This window comes from Corynebacterium sp. KPL2830, from assembly GCF_040225635.1.
Lineage (GTDB): Bacteria > Actinomycetota > Actinomycetes > Mycobacteriales > Mycobacteriaceae > Corynebacterium.
Genome location: NZ_JBEHFR010000039.1, coordinates 1 through 14,203, shown reverse-complemented (window position 1 = coordinate 14,203; position 14,203 = coordinate 1). Strand labels below are relative to the sequence as shown.

Genomic DNA, 14,203 nt, shown 5'->3' with positions numbered 1-14,203 from the left:
CGCAGCGTGAAGCAGAAACCCTTCATACCCCCAGCAACCTCACCCACGGAGTTGACAACCTATATAGGAACACCCCCTCCATACCTATACCCTGACATTTTCTTTCCTGTCAGGACGCTTCCTGGCACCTATGAAAAGGGCTCAAACTGTCTGGCAAATGAACACGAAGTTGAGCCACCCTTCGTTTCTCCCTCCTAAATCAACCGAGGTTCCATCCATTAGTGTGGAGTATCTGTAACCCGTGGTAGGGCCTGACCCCCCCAGAAAGTGGAGACACCACGCTACCGGACGCAACCTACTGGGAGAGGAGCTTGAGGTTTGGAAGATAAAGACCGCGAAAACCGGGCCCCAATAAACAACCGAGCCGAAAAGCCACTAACCGGATTGCTCTCCCTTACGGAGGTAATTGGCCCTGCGCCAGACTGCGTAAGTTCCCGCAAGGAAAATAACCGCAAAAACTCCGGCAACCCTAAAATAAAATAAGCCGTTTTCTAACCTGCGGAAGATATCTGACGATGAGGTGGAATCCGTCTCAGCCAAGGTCTTAGCAACATATATCGCATTCAACCCGCCGATAGCATAACCGAGACAGAGCAACAGTGATACACAAATCGTAATCTTTAGCAGAACCTCTAAGGATGAATTACGTGACACTGTTCTCCTTTATATTCTCCCATTACAAATAGACGTGCGCATTCGGCATTTCCCTTAACGTCAAAATTTTGAAATCCGTCATCGTGCGCATGACCGAAGGGGCAATCATTGTGAGTTTTACCTTGCGCGTCACATGGATCCCGTTTTCGTCCCTGTTTTGGCAGTTCCCACCAAAGACAGTTTTGGACCCTTCTTGTACCCCTATACTGTTTCCGCTTGAGCCATTCCGGGACAAGGCAGGAAGTAGCAGCAGAGAAGACAGAAGAGAAGCGGCAGTATATAAAGTTTTGTCCACAACTACCCTTTCTGTACGCGATGACTTACTTAAAGTAACATAAATTGACTTTCGTGGTAATGATTGTCATTATCTAGGTTCTGGCGCACATTACGTTATTAGCAGTTCAGGTCTAAGCTCGGATAATGGACACATCGAAGCTCGGGCCTTTTGCCGCTTAGGCTACACGCCTCGCCCACCCCGAAAATAAACCTGGAAATAAAAAATCTCGAGGCACCGCCTTGGGAACGATGTCTCGAGATTCGAAATTTTGTGCGCCCGGAGGGATTCGAACCCCCAACCTTCTGATCCGTAGTCAGATGCTCTATCCGTTGAGCTACGGGCGCAGTCCGTTGTGAAGCAGTGCGTATGCTCTGCTGTGCAACGAGGATTTACTATACCCACGGACCTAAAAACTAACAAATCGCCTGTACAGAGCCGTGTTCGGCGGGATAGCCAAAGGCGTATCGTTCACCCGCCGTTCACGCTTTGGCTCGGTGTGGAGGGCGGGTGACTATACGAGGGCGGAGGCTTCGGCATCGGAAAGCAGGGCGTCTTGAAAGGCCTGCAGGGTGGATTCGTGATCGAAGTCGACGCCAATGAGCACGAGCTCCGTGCCGGGGGTTACGCCATTGGCGGCCCATAAAGAGGCGGGCATGATCTGCAGGTTGGGCCCGGCCTGCTGCCAGGCGTGGGCCACGCGCAGGTCGGTATCGATCCAGCAATAGCCCTTGGATCGCACGAGGCCCGTACTTGCCCGGAGGGCGGCGATGAGGCGCTCGCGATTAAAGGGGCGGTCGGCGCGAAAGACGACTGAGGAGATGCCGTATTCCTCGGTTTCTGGAGTGTGTGGGTTCGCAAGCTCTTCGGCGTAGCCGTGATAGGCGGCGGCGGTGGCGGTATTGAACAAATGCGCATCGAGAACCAGCCCCGGTTCGATAACCCCGTGGGTCACCGGCACCACGCGAGCCCGCGGATTCATGGCGCGGACTGCGGCGATGACGCGCTCAGTTTCGGCGGCATCGACAAGATCGGTCTTGGTAATGAGGACAAGGTCAGCGAATTCGACTTGGTCCACTAAGAGATCGGAAATGGTGCGGTCATCTTGGGGCGTAGCCTCGATGTTTTCGGAGACGAGGCTGCGGCCGCGGCGCAATTGGTTTAAGAAGGTAGAGGCATCGACGAGGGAGATCATGGTGTCGATGGGGGCGGCATCGGCAAGCGTGGTGCCATCGGCAAATTCCCATTCAAAGGTGGCAGCCACGGGCATGGGCTCGGAAATGCCGGTGGATTCGATGACAATCTGATCAAAGCGGCCGGAGCGCGCCAGCTTGCCCACGGACTCGATGAGGTCTTCGCGCAGGGTGCAGCAGATGCAGCCATTCGACAGTTCCACGAAGCGATCCTCGCCGCGCTCGAGGTGGCCTTCGCCGGCGACTAGGGCGGCATCGATATTGACCTCAGAAAAATCGTTGACGATGACCGCCAGCTTGCGCCCCTCCCGGTTCGCGAGCAGGTGGTTAAGTAGCGTGGTTTTTCCGCTGCCTAAAAATCCGGACAGCACGGTAACAGGTGTAGCCATCCTTTAATGGTAACGTTTTTCATTAAAGGATGGCTATTTGGGGCTTAGTACCTAGACCGTCAACCCGAAGATAGGCACCGCCAGCAGGAAGACGGTGAGGGTGATGAGGAAGATACCGATGACGTTGAGGCCAACGCCACCCTTGATCATCTCGCCAATCTTGACGTAACCGGAACCATAAGCAATGGCGTTCGGCGGGGTTGCCACCGGCAGCATGAAGGCACAGGTTGCGGCCAAGGCGACCGGGATGGTGAGCAGCAGGACGTTCATATCGCCTTCGGCGGTCAGGCCCACGCCCACGGCGACGCCGCCCATGATGGGGATGAAGGTCGCCGCGGTGGCGGTATTGGAGGTGATCTCCGTCAGGAAGAGGACCAAGGCGGCCACGGCTGCGACGATGAGCACGATTGGCAGGGAGCTGAGCCCCTTGGCCATCTCACCAATCCACAGGGACAAACCGGAAGAGTTGAATACCGAGGACAGGGAGAGACCACCGCCGAAGAGGAGGAGGACGTCCCACGGCATTTCGTTGGCCGTCTTCCAATCCAGCAGGCGGATGCGGCGTTCCGAATCAGCCGGCAGGATGAACAGGAGGATACCTGCGGCGATGCCGACGATGGCATCGTCATAGTTATCAAAATCGCTAAGGACGATGGGCAGGGATACCCAGGCCAGGGCGGCCAGGACGAAGATGATGCCGGTCATGATCTGCGGGCGGGTCCACGGGCCCAGGGCCTTGATTTCGTCGTTGATGAGCTCACGGCCGCCGGGGATTTCGGTCATTTCCGGCTTGAAGATGGTAATCAACAGCACCCATGCGATGAGCAGGAAGACAAGCGCCAGCGGCACGCCAACGGCCATCCAGCGGCCAAAGCCGAGGGTAACTCCCCAGGTATCGGCCATATACGCATTCAAAAAGGCATTCGGCGGGGTACCGATGAGCGTACCCAACGAACCGATGGAGGCGGAGTACGCGATACCCAGCATGAGGGCGGTGGCAAATTTCTTCTGCTTATCCCAACCGCCAACGGTCTCTGCGGTAAGCGCCAGCACGGACGTACCGATCGGCAGCATGACGACGGCCGTTGCGGTATTCGATACCCACATGGACAAAAAGCCGGTGGCCAGCATGAAGCCCAAAATGAGGCGGCGCGGCGAGGTGCCGATGAGCTTTACCACATAAAGCGCAAGGCGACGGTGCAGGTTCCAGCGCTGCAGCGAGAGCGCGATAAGGAAGCCACCCATGAACAAGAAAATGGTGGCAGAGGCATACGGTGCGCCGACTTCCTTAATGGTTCCCACGCTAGCGAGCGGGAAGATGACCAACGGAATCAGCGCGGTGGCCGCTAGCGGGATGGCTTCAGTCATCCACCACACGCCCATGAGGATGGTCACCGCCGCAACGGTACGGATGGCGCTTAGCGTGTAATCGGCTTCCTCATCCACGCCGGTGGACTGCTGGACAGTTTCGATGGCATTCGAGGGGAAGATGAAAAATACGAGGATGGCCAGGGCTAGGCCGATGAAAAGGCCAATGAACTGGCGGCGCCATTCATTGCGTGGGGCACCGGGATCCTCAGCGCCCTCTGATTGGGCGGTAGATTCGTGAGTATGCGGGGTGGTCATGCCGCGAACTCCTTCGCTAGAGAGACTTTTAGCAGGGCGGGGGTGTGAAAGCTCTGTCAATTACCAGCAATCGAGCCGGATCCTTGGTGCATCCCGAACATCATTCAGTCCGTGCAGAGCATGCTAAGACCCTACAAAACATTTGCACCAGAAACCACAAACTTTACTGAATTCACCCCCACCGCTTTTAAAATTCACACACCGCCGCTACTCACAATGTGAAATTTTCCCCACCGGTTCGCTACCCCCGCCCGGAGCGACGGGCCCCGCGTGCCAGGGACGTTTACAGACCCAGCACCGACTTGGCGATGAGGAAATAAATAATCAGACCCGTGGCATCGCAGAACGTGGAGATAAACGGATTGGAAAATACGGCAGGGTCCGCACCAATGGTCTTTGCAACAATGGGCATCAGCCCGCCCACCGTGGCGGAGATGGAACAGATTAAAAACAACGTCGAGCCAATGACTAAGCCAATATCCACGCCGTAGACCACCGTTGCCAGGCCTAGTCCCGCCAAGCCCAATACTGCACCAAGCAGCATGCCCACGCGGAGCTCGCGCCAGAGGACGGCGAGGAGGTCGCGCCCGCGGACATCGCCAAGCGCCAGCGCACGGGTAACCGTCGTTGCCGCCTGGTTTCCCGTATTGCCGCCGGTACCGGTCAGCAGCGGGATAAACAGGGATAGCACCACGGCCTGCGCCAAGGTGTCCTCAAAGGCGTCCAGGACCCGCACGGTCAACAGCGCGGACACCGCCAGCACCAGCAGCCACACGATGCGGGACTTCACCAGTTTCAATAGCGGCGTGGACAGGTACGGCTGTTGCAGGGCCTCGGTACCACCGGCGCGCGCGGAGTCCTCGCTATCCTCTGCCTCAACGATGTCAATGGCATCATCCCAGGTCAAAAGCCCTACCAGGCGGTCCGAATCATCCACGATGGGCAATGCCAAAATATCGAGCGGCAGGAACCACCTGGCGGTTTCTTCCGCATCATCATTGGCATTGGCATAGATGGGGCTTTGCATGATGTCCCCAATCGTGGTGCCCTCCTCCGCGGTAAAAATCTCCCGCAGCGTCACCACGCCCACTAGGCGGCGATCCGCGCGGGTGATGGGCACCGCATAGATGGTTTCCAGCTCATCGGCCTTCGCGCGCAGGGTCCGCAGCGCTTCCTCCACGCTCATTTCTGGATGGATTCCGGGGACTTCGGGCGACATGCGGCGGCCCACCGAGCCCTTGGTATAGCCCAGGACAACCCCGGTGACATCCCGCTTCGATTTGGTAAGCGAGCGCAAAAGCCGGTCCGCGATCTCCGCTGGCAGCTCATCCAACAGGGCCACGCGGTCTTCCGGCTCGAGTTCATCGAAGAACTCATAGACATCAGCATTGCCCAGCTCATCGATGATATCGGCTTGGTGCTTGGCGTCCAAGGCATCAAATACCACGATGGATTTACGCCGCGGCAACAAGCGCAGGGCCAGCGCGGCGCGAATGGCATTTTGCCGCTCGACGATGGCGATAAGCTCCTGCAGCGGAACCTCATCCAGCAGCGCCTGCAAGCGGGGCGCTTTTTGTGGGTCAATGGCAGAATCCTGCTTCAACCATGCCTCGACCGTATCGCTGGCCTGCTCAGTAATATCCGCCATTGCCGTCACCTTGCCCTTCTCGCCCCTCATACCGCGGCGCCGGTGGCCACCGTAATTGATATAGCCTCACATAGATTACGCGTATCCCCCACCAGTACACAGCGCTGCGGCGGAAAACTTTGCCTTTAGGCAAAAACACCCCACAAGGCAAAGGCCGCAAGCAGGGAGACCAGCCCCGCGCTACTGGCCAAGACGGCGGCGCCGGGGAGGTGGCGGTGGGTTCGCAGGGAGGCATCTACAAGCGATGCCCGCTTCCTCACCGCCACTATCAGCACCAGCACGCCAGCCGCGAGCGCCAGCAACGGGAGAAACACGCTGACGCTGACCACCCGCATAACGCCTAGGAGTATCACCGCCAGCGCGAGGATAGTGCGCTGCCACGATAGGCGGGTGCGCTCGGGCTGCAAGCCTGGGTCAAAGAGCTCCCCATGCGGCTGCGGGCTAGGCAAGTAACTCGCCTACCAGCAGCACAGCCGCGATAACGACGATGGTGCCCACAAGCACCGGGATGGCGATGCTAAAGGGCAACGGGCGCTGTTGCCGCAAGGCGCGCTCAGCCCGCTTCCATTGCACCCACGCGACTACCGGCAGCACAATCGCCACCACCAGCATGAATGCGGAGACCACCGCGCGCAGGGTCGCCGGCAGCGGCACGTCGAAAGCTTCCAAGGCCACTCCCCCGGCAATCAGCGCGAGCGAGGTGCGGATCCATGCGAGGAAGGTGCGCTCATTCGCCAGCGTAAAACGCGGATCAGGGTCGCTTCCTACCCCAAATACCGAGCGGGGAAACCTCGAATCGCTCATGCCTTCCTACCTTATATTCAATGTCCACCCTTGGCGCGATAAGGCTGCGAGCCTGTTCGCCGGCCACCTCGTTATGATCGGGGCCATGATTGAAGTCGCAGCAATCGTTTTCCGCAATTCCTTTGGCCACGTGCTTGGCGTACGCAAGGCCTCATCCACGAAGTTCCAGCTGCCGGGCGGCAAGCTAGAAGAAGGCGAAAGCCCTGTCCAGGCCGCTGCGCGCGAGGCGGAAGAAGAAATCGGCGTCCGGGTTCGCCTACCTGAACTTACCGAGCTCGGCACCTTCACTGCCCCCGCCGCCAATGAACCGGGCCAGACCGTCCGCGGGCATATCTTTACCTACCCGCGCCCCGTCATCGCCCACGCCGCAGCCGAAATCGCCGAAACCGCCTGGATCGATCCCGCCGACCCGCAGTGCGAGCTTGCCGATCTCCTGCGCAGCGAGGTTTTTCCGGCGCTGTAAAGTGGTCAAGCCCGCGCATCAACAGAGAGCCACGCCTACACCCCGTCACCTGCGCCAGGACAGAATCATGAACCAGCGAGTCACCCTGGGATCAACGGGGTGCGGTGTACTACTTATTTAGACTGACGCCCTGCATTCTCCGCCCACACGCGCACTCCCACAGAAGCAGCAGTCAGAACAACAATGAAGATGGTCACTAAGCCGATGCCTATTACATCGGTCAGCCACAAAACAAATAACACCAAAGAGGCAACTGCTAAAGCGAGCAAAATTCCGTTCTTTATCTTCTGTGCTTTATCCATAGCGCCATTATTCACGATAAAAATTCGCCACGTGACGAGTTCATCCCTTTGAAAAATCTCCTTGCGCTCCAAAAGCGCCCTCGGAGAACTGCATTTCCACTTCATGCCCGTAGCGAGCGAATACTCGTATCCCTGCTTGCAGAATAGGGGTCTGGCTCCTGCTTGGTGGCCACCACATTTTGTCGTTTACCCCGTTTAACCCGCCGTTTAGGACTGCCGTTTAAGCTGGCAAAATGACGAAATCCCGAGCGCAATTGCCCGGGATTTGTGTGGCGGAGATGAGAGGATTCGAACCTCCGGACCCCAGAAGGGTCAACTCCTTAGCAGGGAGCCCCATTCGGCCGCTCTGGCACATCTCCAAGTTCAGAAAGAACCGTAAAAGACAATACCTGCCGCATGCGCCACGGCCAAACTAACCCCCTGGTTTTGTCCCCGGTTTTCTTCCACGCGCGCAGGAGAGACGACCTAGAGTAGTAGCCATGATTCGCTCCGACTTACGCGCCATCCCCGGCTACGTGCCCGGCGCGCGCCACGATGATGCCCTCAAGCTCTCTTCTAATGAAGCCACGCAGCCACCGCTGCCTGAGGCCGCCGAGGCTATGGCCCGCGCCGCTGCCGAGGCCAATCGTTATCCGGATATCGCGGCCACCGAGTTGCGTGAGGATTTGGCCCAGCACTTAGGCGTGGGCTTTGACCAGGGGGCGGTGGGCACGGGTTCTTCCGCGCTGTGCCAACAATTGGTACAGATCACCACCACGCCCGGTGAGGAAGTGATTTTTCCGTGGCGTTCCTTCGAGGCTTATCCCATCTTTGCCCAGGTGGTGGGTGCGCGCCCCATTCCGGTTCCGCTCGATGCGGATCAGCGCGTGGATTTGGCCGCGATGGCAGAGAAGATTACCGCGGATACGCGCCTGATTTTCGTCTGCAATCCGAATAATCCCTCCGGCACCACCGTGACTAAGGCGGAGTTCGCCGAATTTATGGATGCGGTGCCAAGCGATGTCCTCGTTGCCCTCGATGAGGCCTATATCGAATACAACCGGAATGCCGATACCCCGCTGGGCACCGAGCTTTTTGGCGCTTACCCCAACGTGGTCTTCCTGCGGACCTTCTCCAAGGCCTATGGTTTGGCCGGCGTGCGCGTGGGCTATGCCTATGGCCCAGAAGACGTCATCGCGGCGCTGAATAAGGTAGCGATTCCGTTTTCCATCAACGCCGTGGCCCAGGCCGGTGCCCGTGCCGCGCTAGCAGCGCAGGATTCGCTGCGCGAGCGCACCGAAGAGACCTGTGGCCAGCGCCAGCGCGTGGAAAAGGAACTGGCAAAATGGGGCGTTCCCCACTCGGAGGCCAACCACGTATGGCTGCCGGCGGCGAATATTGAAAAGCTAGGAACGCCGCAGGAATTAGCCGCGCGCTTGGCCACACGCGGCGTGCTCGTTCGCGCCTTTAGCGAAGGCATCCGCATTACCATTACAACTAAGGAAGAAACTAACGCCCTGCTTCGGGCGTGGAACGATACCGTAGGAGGCTAAATGCGTTCGTTGACCAATTTTGCCCTCAACGTGGTTGCCATCGCGATTGCGTTCTGGGTCGTAGTGGGCATTATTCCCGGGATTTATATCACCCCGGATAAGCTGGGCAATTTCATTGCCGTGGCCATCGTTTTCATCATCATTAACGCGGTGGTCATGCCCGTGCTGCGTTTTATCGGCGCCCCGCTGACCTGTCTCACCCTGGGTCTATTCGCGCTCGTCATCAATGGCGCCGCCCTGCTGATCGTGGAGTGGACGCTTAACACCTTTGACTTAGGAATTGGCCACCTTGTGGTCAATTCCTGGGGTTCTGCAATCTTCGGCGCCATCATCTTGTCCTTAGTCAGCAGCCTGGTCAATTTCTTTACCAGCCCGCTGCGCAAGCCGGTCTAAGGCGCTGGCTGGTCTAACACACCAGCCGGTCCGAAGGAGCGGGCTATCCCCCGGCGAAGGGCGGAAGCACGTCAACGCGGGTCACGCCCATGAGCGGTGAATCCGCTTGGGTGTTCCCGGCGCCATCGATAAGAAAATTACAGCGCCCCAGCACCTCTTTCATGCTCATGCCGGCCTCGGTGGTGCCGGTGTGGTCCTTGCCCAGCTGCTCTATGAGCTGGCCTAAGGTGGTGGGCGCTTTTACCTGCTCCGAAGCAACGCCGGCCGCGGCACGAGCGGCGGCGAAATAGTGAACGGTCAACATGCTTTCTACTATGCCCGCAGGCTTCGAACGTGTCGAACTCGCGGGTAAACTTGGCTCTATGCGCACTCCCGAAACCCACGCACACGAGGTCGCGGCAGCCCTCGGCCCGCGCGAAGTCATCTCCCGGCCCTTAGGGCAGGCACAGGAGATGGTCCTTGCCGCCGATGTCTATGCCGCCTTCCCCTCGCCGCGCTTTAGCAATTCCCAGATGGACGGCTACGCGCTGCCCGCCACCGCAGCCGGATCGTACGAGGTGGGCCCCACCATCGCCGCCGGCGCGAATCCCACCGAGCTGCTGGATGGTCCCTTGCACACCGCCTGCCCCATCATGACCGGAGCCAAGGTTCCAGAGGGCACGGCATCCATCGTGCCGATTGAAAAATGCCAGCCGCAGGAATTCCTCCAGCCAGGCGAGACCATTACAGTTCCGGCCACCGAGGAGGGCCAATTCATCCGCGGTACGGGCACGGACCTCCAGCAGCGCGTTCTCCTGGCCGCCAAGGGCGAGAAGCTCACTCCGGTGCGCCTGGCCGCGCTGGCCTCCCAGGGCATCGAGGAGGTCAGCGTTTATCGCCCCGCCCGCATCCTCGTGTGCACCGGTGGCGCGGAAATTGGTACGGGTGTTGCTGCTATTCCCGATGCCAATGCGCCGCTCATCTCCGCTATGGCCCACCGCGCCGGCATCGAGATCGCCGGTTTTGTCACCACCGATGATGATCCAGAGGTGCTCACCCGCGCGCTTGCGGAGGCCACGCAGGACTATCGCCCCGATGCCATCGTCACCTCCGGCGGGATTTCCGCAGGTAAATACGAGGTCATCCGGCAGGTGCTCACCGGCTGGTTTGGCCACGTGGATCAGCAGCCCGGCGGGCCGCAGGGCATCGCCAGTTTCCATGGCACCCCGGTCATCTGCTTGCCCGGCAATCCGATTTCCACCATGGTGAGCTTCCGCCTCTTTGTCGCCCCCACCCTGGGCTGGGCACCCGCGGCATATCGCGTACCAATCGCGCACGCCATCGAGGGGCTGCCCCACAAGGATCAATTCCGCCGCGGGTACGCCGATGCGCAAGCCCACGTTACTGGCGGTGCTAGCTCTCACCTGCTGGCCCAAGCCGCCAATGCCACCCACCTCATCCGCATTCCTGCCGGTAAGAGCCTCAATGCAGGAGAAGAAGTAAAGGTCTATCCCCTATGAGTTATGCTCGCACCGCCATTGTTTTGGTCGCCTCCACCCGCGCCGCCGCCGGGGTCTACGAGGATCGTTCGGGCCCGATCGCGGTAGATTTCTTGCGCCGCAAGGGCTTCGACTGCCCCGCTACCCGCGTGGTACCTGATGCCGATATCGCCGCAGCGGTGGACCAGGCCTTCGCCGAAAAGCCCGCGGTTATCCTTACCTCCGGCGGAACCGGCCTGACCCCGGACGATCTCACCGTCGATGCCGTCCAGCCCCACCTCACGCGGGAGCTTCCCGGCATCGCCATGGCCTTTTGGAATAAAGGCTTGGAGACTATCCCCACCGCAGTGGCCTCGCGCGCGGTCGCAGGCGTCAATGACACCACCTTTGCCATGACCCTGCCCGGTTCTACCGGCGGAGTCAAAGATGGTTGCGCCGTGCTAGAGGATTTAATCGTCCACATCGTCGATATGTTAGAAGGAAAACATGAGCACTGATCCTTCTTATGTCGCCGCGCAGACTGGGCTCACTGTCGGCGCCATACTGACCGAGCAGCCCCTCGAGCCCCTCCTTGCCGCCGCCAAAGCAGAGGTCACCACCTCAGCCATGGGCGCGGTGGTCACGTTCGAGGGCATCGTGCGCGATCACGATGGCGGCCGGCCCGATGTCACTCAGCTGTCTTACTCCGCACACCCTAGCGCCCCAGAAAAGCTGCGCGAGATTGTCGATGAAGTAGCAGGCCAGCACCCCGTGCGCTTGTGGTCGGCCCACCGCACCGGCGATCTACAGGTGGGCGATTTGGCCTTTACCGTCGTCGCCGCCTCTGCCCACCGCGGCGATGCCTTCCGCGCCGCGGAGTCCTGTGCCGATCGAGTCAAGGCCGAGGTGCCCATTTGGAAGGAACAAAGCCACGGCGATGGCTCCATCAACTGGGTGGGCCTCGAATGAGCACACGCTATGCCCGCCAGGAGGCCCTGTGGGGTGATAAGGGCCAGCAGAAATTGGCTGACTCCCACGTCGCGGTCATCGGCGCGGGCGGGCTTGGCTCACCGGCGCTGCTCTACCTGGCAGGAGCCGGGGTGGGCCGCATCTCGCTTTTCGATGACGACCTCGTCTCCCCCTCCAACCTCCACCGGCAGGTCATTCACACCACCGCCTCCATTGGCACCGTAAAGACCGAATCGGCCGCAACGTCGGTGCGGGCCCTCAACCCTGAGGTGGAGCTCATCTGCCACGGCCGCCTAGAATCCGCCACCGCCCTCGAGCAGCTGCGCGGCTGCGACGTGATCCTCGATGGGACGGATAATTTCGACGCCCGCTACCTGTGCTCATGGGCCGCCCACAGCCTGGGCATTCCCCACATTTGGGCTTCTATCCTGGGCTTTGATGCGCAGATGAGCGTCTTTTGGTCCGGCAAGGGCCCTGTGTACGAGGATGTCTTCCCCACCGCCCCTGCCCCAGGCGAGGTTCCCTCGTGCTCCCAGGCCGGCGTTCTGGGCCCCATCGTCGGCACGGTGGGTTCTGCGATGGCCTTGGAGGCTTTGAAGATCATTACCGGCGTCGGCACCCCGCTCATTGGCATGCTCGGTTACTTTGAGGCGCTATCTGGGACCTGGGAGTATATCCCCATCCGCCCTACCGGCGCGCAGCCTACTCAGCCAGCCGATGCCCCCGAGGTCCGCGAGCTCCCCGCGCACGCCCCGCTTATCGATGTCCGCACCGACGCCGAGCGCGCCCGCGCCACCATCCCCGATTCAACGCATCTGCCCCTCGACCGCATCCTCGCCGGCGAAAACCCGGACATCGGCCAGGGCGATGCCGCTGTTATCTACTGCGCTAGCGGCATCCGCTCCGCGCAAGCCGTCCACGCATTGCGCGGCCGCGGCTACGAGCACGTTGTTTCACTGCGCGGCGGCATTAACGCGTGGTTGGAACAGCACGATTTGTCCTAGCCTCGCCAAACAGTGTGGGGTGCCTATGGCCTTCCGTATTTGTCTTCCTTGCCGCGAACAAAGACGAACCAGATCAGCGGCCCCAAGAAAGGAAGGGCGAAGGTAGCGGCGATAAAGAGTATCTTGGCCGCAATCGTGTACCCAGAAGCGATAATAGAAATAACCGCCGCAATCCAGAACGCGACGAGCAAAATAATGGGAAGGAACCCAAGGAACCACCACGTGTCATTAGAGTTAGTAGATTCCGCTGCTGCTACATAAAGTTCCGAGGTATTCATGACGTCCTTTCGTCGAGCATTTTTATCTCTGGGACAAAGCCAGCACCGCATCGATACCTGACTTGCCCTGTACATTTCCAAGATTAAGTCTGCGCCGCACTAGGCGCGTCATCCCCCGGTATGAAATGCCACAGCAGAATCCCACTGATCTAAGAGGTCTTCCGGTGCCCTGTCATCTCTAGGTTCGCTTTGTCGCCATCTAAGGTGAGGTTTCCCGTCAGTTCCTGCGTGGCCACAGCACCCGATTCGCCTTCCCCATAGGCACGCCACGTTACTGTCACGGTATCGTCGGTCCACTCCAGCTGATTAATATGCCTGCGTGCTGGCTCCATGCCATTACGGGTCCAGTCTTCTACCTGGGTAATGTAATTCAGGTCATTGTCATAAATGAGCAAGTTATCCGGCCAGGCCACGCCGCCTTGATCGCAGACATAGGTAATAACGGCTTCATCTTTGCCATCACCGTTGATATCGGCGTAAGCACCCTTAGGGGTTCCATCCTTGTTGAGCTTTAGCCCGGCGGCAGCATTGGGATATCCAGTCTTTAAGTGCTCGGGCAAAGTCCCATCCACCAACGTGCCGGCGTCATGCTCACACAACGCTGGTACCCACAAGGAGTACAAGTCTTCCACTGGGATGATCTTATTTTCCCCTGAAGCCGCAGATTTCTGGGCCTTTTCCGTCACTGTCGCAGTGCTCGGCTCCTTCGCGGAATCTGAGGCTCCAGCACCTTCATCATCCGTGTTTGAACTGGAGGATTCTTCGCTGACCTCGGAGGTCGCGCTAGATCCGGTGAAATTCGGCTCGCTATCGGCCTTATTAGGTTCATCGGAATTAGAGCAACCGGAAACAAAAGCGACAGCAGTCACGGCCAGGATCGCGCAAGGAGAGGTGAGAGAATTAGGCATAAGCGCAGCATACAGTGCTAGGGCGGCTGGATTCGCGCCAATGGAGGTAAAAATGAGAATTCGGCAACCTGGCGGGAACCAGAAGCTAGCCAACTATCATCTTGTTGTGGGTCACTTTTGGAAAGGAAGTAGGGGGCTCCGTTCTGATTCCAGACAAATTTCTAATGCATATCAGGTTTTCCATCATCGCTAGAAATCAGGATGGGTCAGCGCATGAATAAACCCCGAGACCAAGGCCTAAACGACAGGATGTGTTGGTGAAGTTATATGTTTAGCCGGTCTGGCGTGCTGGTATTAGGATTATTTCAC

At 59.1% G+C, this 14,203-nt stretch carries 16 protein-coding genes and 2 tRNA genes; 7 read left to right on the top strand and 11 right to left on the bottom strand.

The window, feature by feature from the left end:
• Positions 1-1,202: 1,202 nt before the first annotated feature.
• From ABRP87_RS10470 to ABRP87_RS10445, 6 genes are all read right to left on the bottom strand, one after another.
• Positions 1,203-1,275 (bottom strand) — tRNA-Arg (locus ABRP87_RS10470).
• A gap of 167 nt (positions 1,276-1,442) precedes the next feature.
• Complete coding sequence (locus tag ABRP87_RS10465) at positions 1,443-2,510, bottom strand: GTP-binding protein (RefSeq protein ID WP_349868705.1); 1,068 nt, start codon at positions 2,508-2,510, stop codon at positions 1,443-1,445.
• 51 nt (positions 2,511-2,561) lie between these two features.
• Positions 2,562-4,136, bottom strand: coding sequence for an SLC13 family permease (locus ABRP87_RS10460; protein WP_349868702.1), 1,575 nt, complete (start codon positions 4,134-4,136; stop codon positions 2,562-2,564).
• Between the two features lie 283 nt (positions 4,137-4,419).
• Positions 4,420-5,784 (bottom strand): magnesium transporter, encoded by a 1,365-nt coding sequence (gene mgtE / locus ABRP87_RS10455; RefSeq protein ID WP_237799898.1) that lies wholly within the window; start codon positions 5,782-5,784, stop codon positions 4,420-4,422.
• 125 nt (positions 5,785-5,909) lie between these two features.
• Complete coding sequence (locus ABRP87_RS10450) at positions 5,910-6,233, bottom strand: DUF202 domain-containing protein (protein ID WP_023029950.1); 324 nt, start codon at positions 6,231-6,233, stop codon at positions 5,910-5,912.
• Complete coding sequence (locus tag ABRP87_RS10445; protein ID WP_005276372.1) at positions 6,226-6,588, bottom strand: YidH family protein; 363 nt, start codon at positions 6,586-6,588, stop codon at positions 6,226-6,228. The genes ABRP87_RS10450 and ABRP87_RS10445 overlap by 8 nt, the downstream gene beginning before the upstream one ends.
• A gap of 85 nt (positions 6,589-6,673) precedes the next feature.
• On the opposite strand from ABRP87_RS10445, the gene ABRP87_RS10440 reads away from it, so the two are divergent.
• Positions 6,674-7,051 carry an NUDIX hydrolase gene (locus tag ABRP87_RS10440; RefSeq protein ID WP_172596691.1) on the top strand — a complete coding sequence of 126 codons (378 nt, stop codon included), beginning with the start codon at positions 6,674-6,676 and terminating at the stop codon, positions 7,049-7,051.
• 113 nt (positions 7,052-7,164) lie between these two features.
• On the opposite strand, the gene ABRP87_RS10435 is transcribed toward ABRP87_RS10440, so the two are convergent.
• On the bottom strand, positions 7,165-7,353 hold the full coding sequence (locus ABRP87_RS10435) for a hypothetical protein (RefSeq protein WP_237801346.1): 189 nt from the start codon (positions 7,351-7,353) through the stop codon (positions 7,165-7,167).
• 270 nt (positions 7,354-7,623) lie between these two features.
• Positions 7,624-7,712, bottom strand: a tRNA-Ser gene (locus tag ABRP87_RS10430).
• A gap of 120 nt (positions 7,713-7,832) precedes the next feature.
• Between ABRP87_RS10430 and hisC the strand changes: the two genes are divergently transcribed.
• A complete protein-coding gene (gene hisC, locus ABRP87_RS10425; RefSeq protein ID WP_349868698.1) occupies positions 7,833-8,885 on the top strand; it encodes a histidinol-phosphate transaminase in 1,053 nt (350 codons plus the stop codon).
• Positions 8,886-9,278: a phage holin family protein gene (locus ABRP87_RS10420; protein WP_005276365.1), complete on the top strand. Its 393-nt coding sequence runs from the start codon at positions 8,886-8,888 to the stop codon at positions 9,276-9,278.
• Between the two features lie 43 nt (positions 9,279-9,321).
• Here the strand turns inward: ABRP87_RS10420 and ABRP87_RS10415 are convergent, their stop codons facing one another.
• The gene (locus ABRP87_RS10415; RefSeq protein WP_023016533.1) at positions 9,322-9,582 is read right to left on the bottom strand and encodes a MoaD/ThiS family protein; all 261 of its coding nucleotides are present in this window, start codon (positions 9,580-9,582) and stop codon (positions 9,322-9,324) included.
• 58 nt (positions 9,583-9,640) lie between these two features.
• Between ABRP87_RS10415 and ABRP87_RS10410 the strand changes: the two genes are divergently transcribed.
• The 4 genes from ABRP87_RS10410 to ABRP87_RS10395 are packed head-to-tail and all read left to right on the top strand — an operon-like array spanning position 9,641 to position 12,708.
• Positions 9,641-10,777 (top strand): molybdopterin molybdotransferase MoeA, encoded by a 1,137-nt coding sequence (locus tag ABRP87_RS10410; protein ID WP_349868696.1) that lies wholly within the window; start codon positions 9,641-9,643, stop codon positions 10,775-10,777.
• On the top strand, positions 10,774-11,253 hold the full coding sequence (locus tag ABRP87_RS10405; RefSeq protein ID WP_349868694.1) for a MogA/MoaB family molybdenum cofactor biosynthesis protein: 480 nt from the start codon (positions 10,774-10,776) through the stop codon (positions 11,251-11,253). Before ABRP87_RS10410 ends, ABRP87_RS10405 begins: the two co-directional genes overlap by 4 nt.
• A complete protein-coding gene (locus tag ABRP87_RS10400; RefSeq protein ID WP_023024915.1) occupies positions 11,243-11,704 on the top strand; it encodes a molybdenum cofactor biosynthesis protein MoaE in 462 nt (153 codons plus the stop codon). The genes ABRP87_RS10405 and ABRP87_RS10400 overlap by 11 nt, the downstream gene beginning before the upstream one ends.
• The gene (locus tag ABRP87_RS10395; RefSeq protein ID WP_349868692.1) at positions 11,701-12,708 is read left to right on the top strand and encodes a ThiF family adenylyltransferase; all 1,008 of its coding nucleotides are present in this window, start codon (positions 11,701-11,703) and stop codon (positions 12,706-12,708) included. Before ABRP87_RS10400 ends, ABRP87_RS10395 begins: the two co-directional genes overlap by 4 nt.
• Before the next feature lie 23 nt (positions 12,709-12,731).
• Here the strand turns inward: ABRP87_RS10395 and ABRP87_RS10390 are convergent, their stop codons facing one another.
• Both ABRP87_RS10390 and ABRP87_RS10385 read right to left on the bottom strand, forming a co-directional pair.
• Positions 12,732-12,986, bottom strand: coding sequence for a hypothetical protein (locus ABRP87_RS10390; RefSeq protein ID WP_023024910.1), 255 nt, complete (start codon positions 12,984-12,986; stop codon positions 12,732-12,734).
• 149 nt (positions 12,987-13,135) lie between these two features.
• The gene (locus tag ABRP87_RS10385; protein ID WP_023024908.1) at positions 13,136-13,894 is read right to left on the bottom strand and encodes a hypothetical protein; all 759 of its coding nucleotides are present in this window, start codon (positions 13,892-13,894) and stop codon (positions 13,136-13,138) included.
• Between the last annotated feature and the right edge of the window lie 309 nt (positions 13,895-14,203).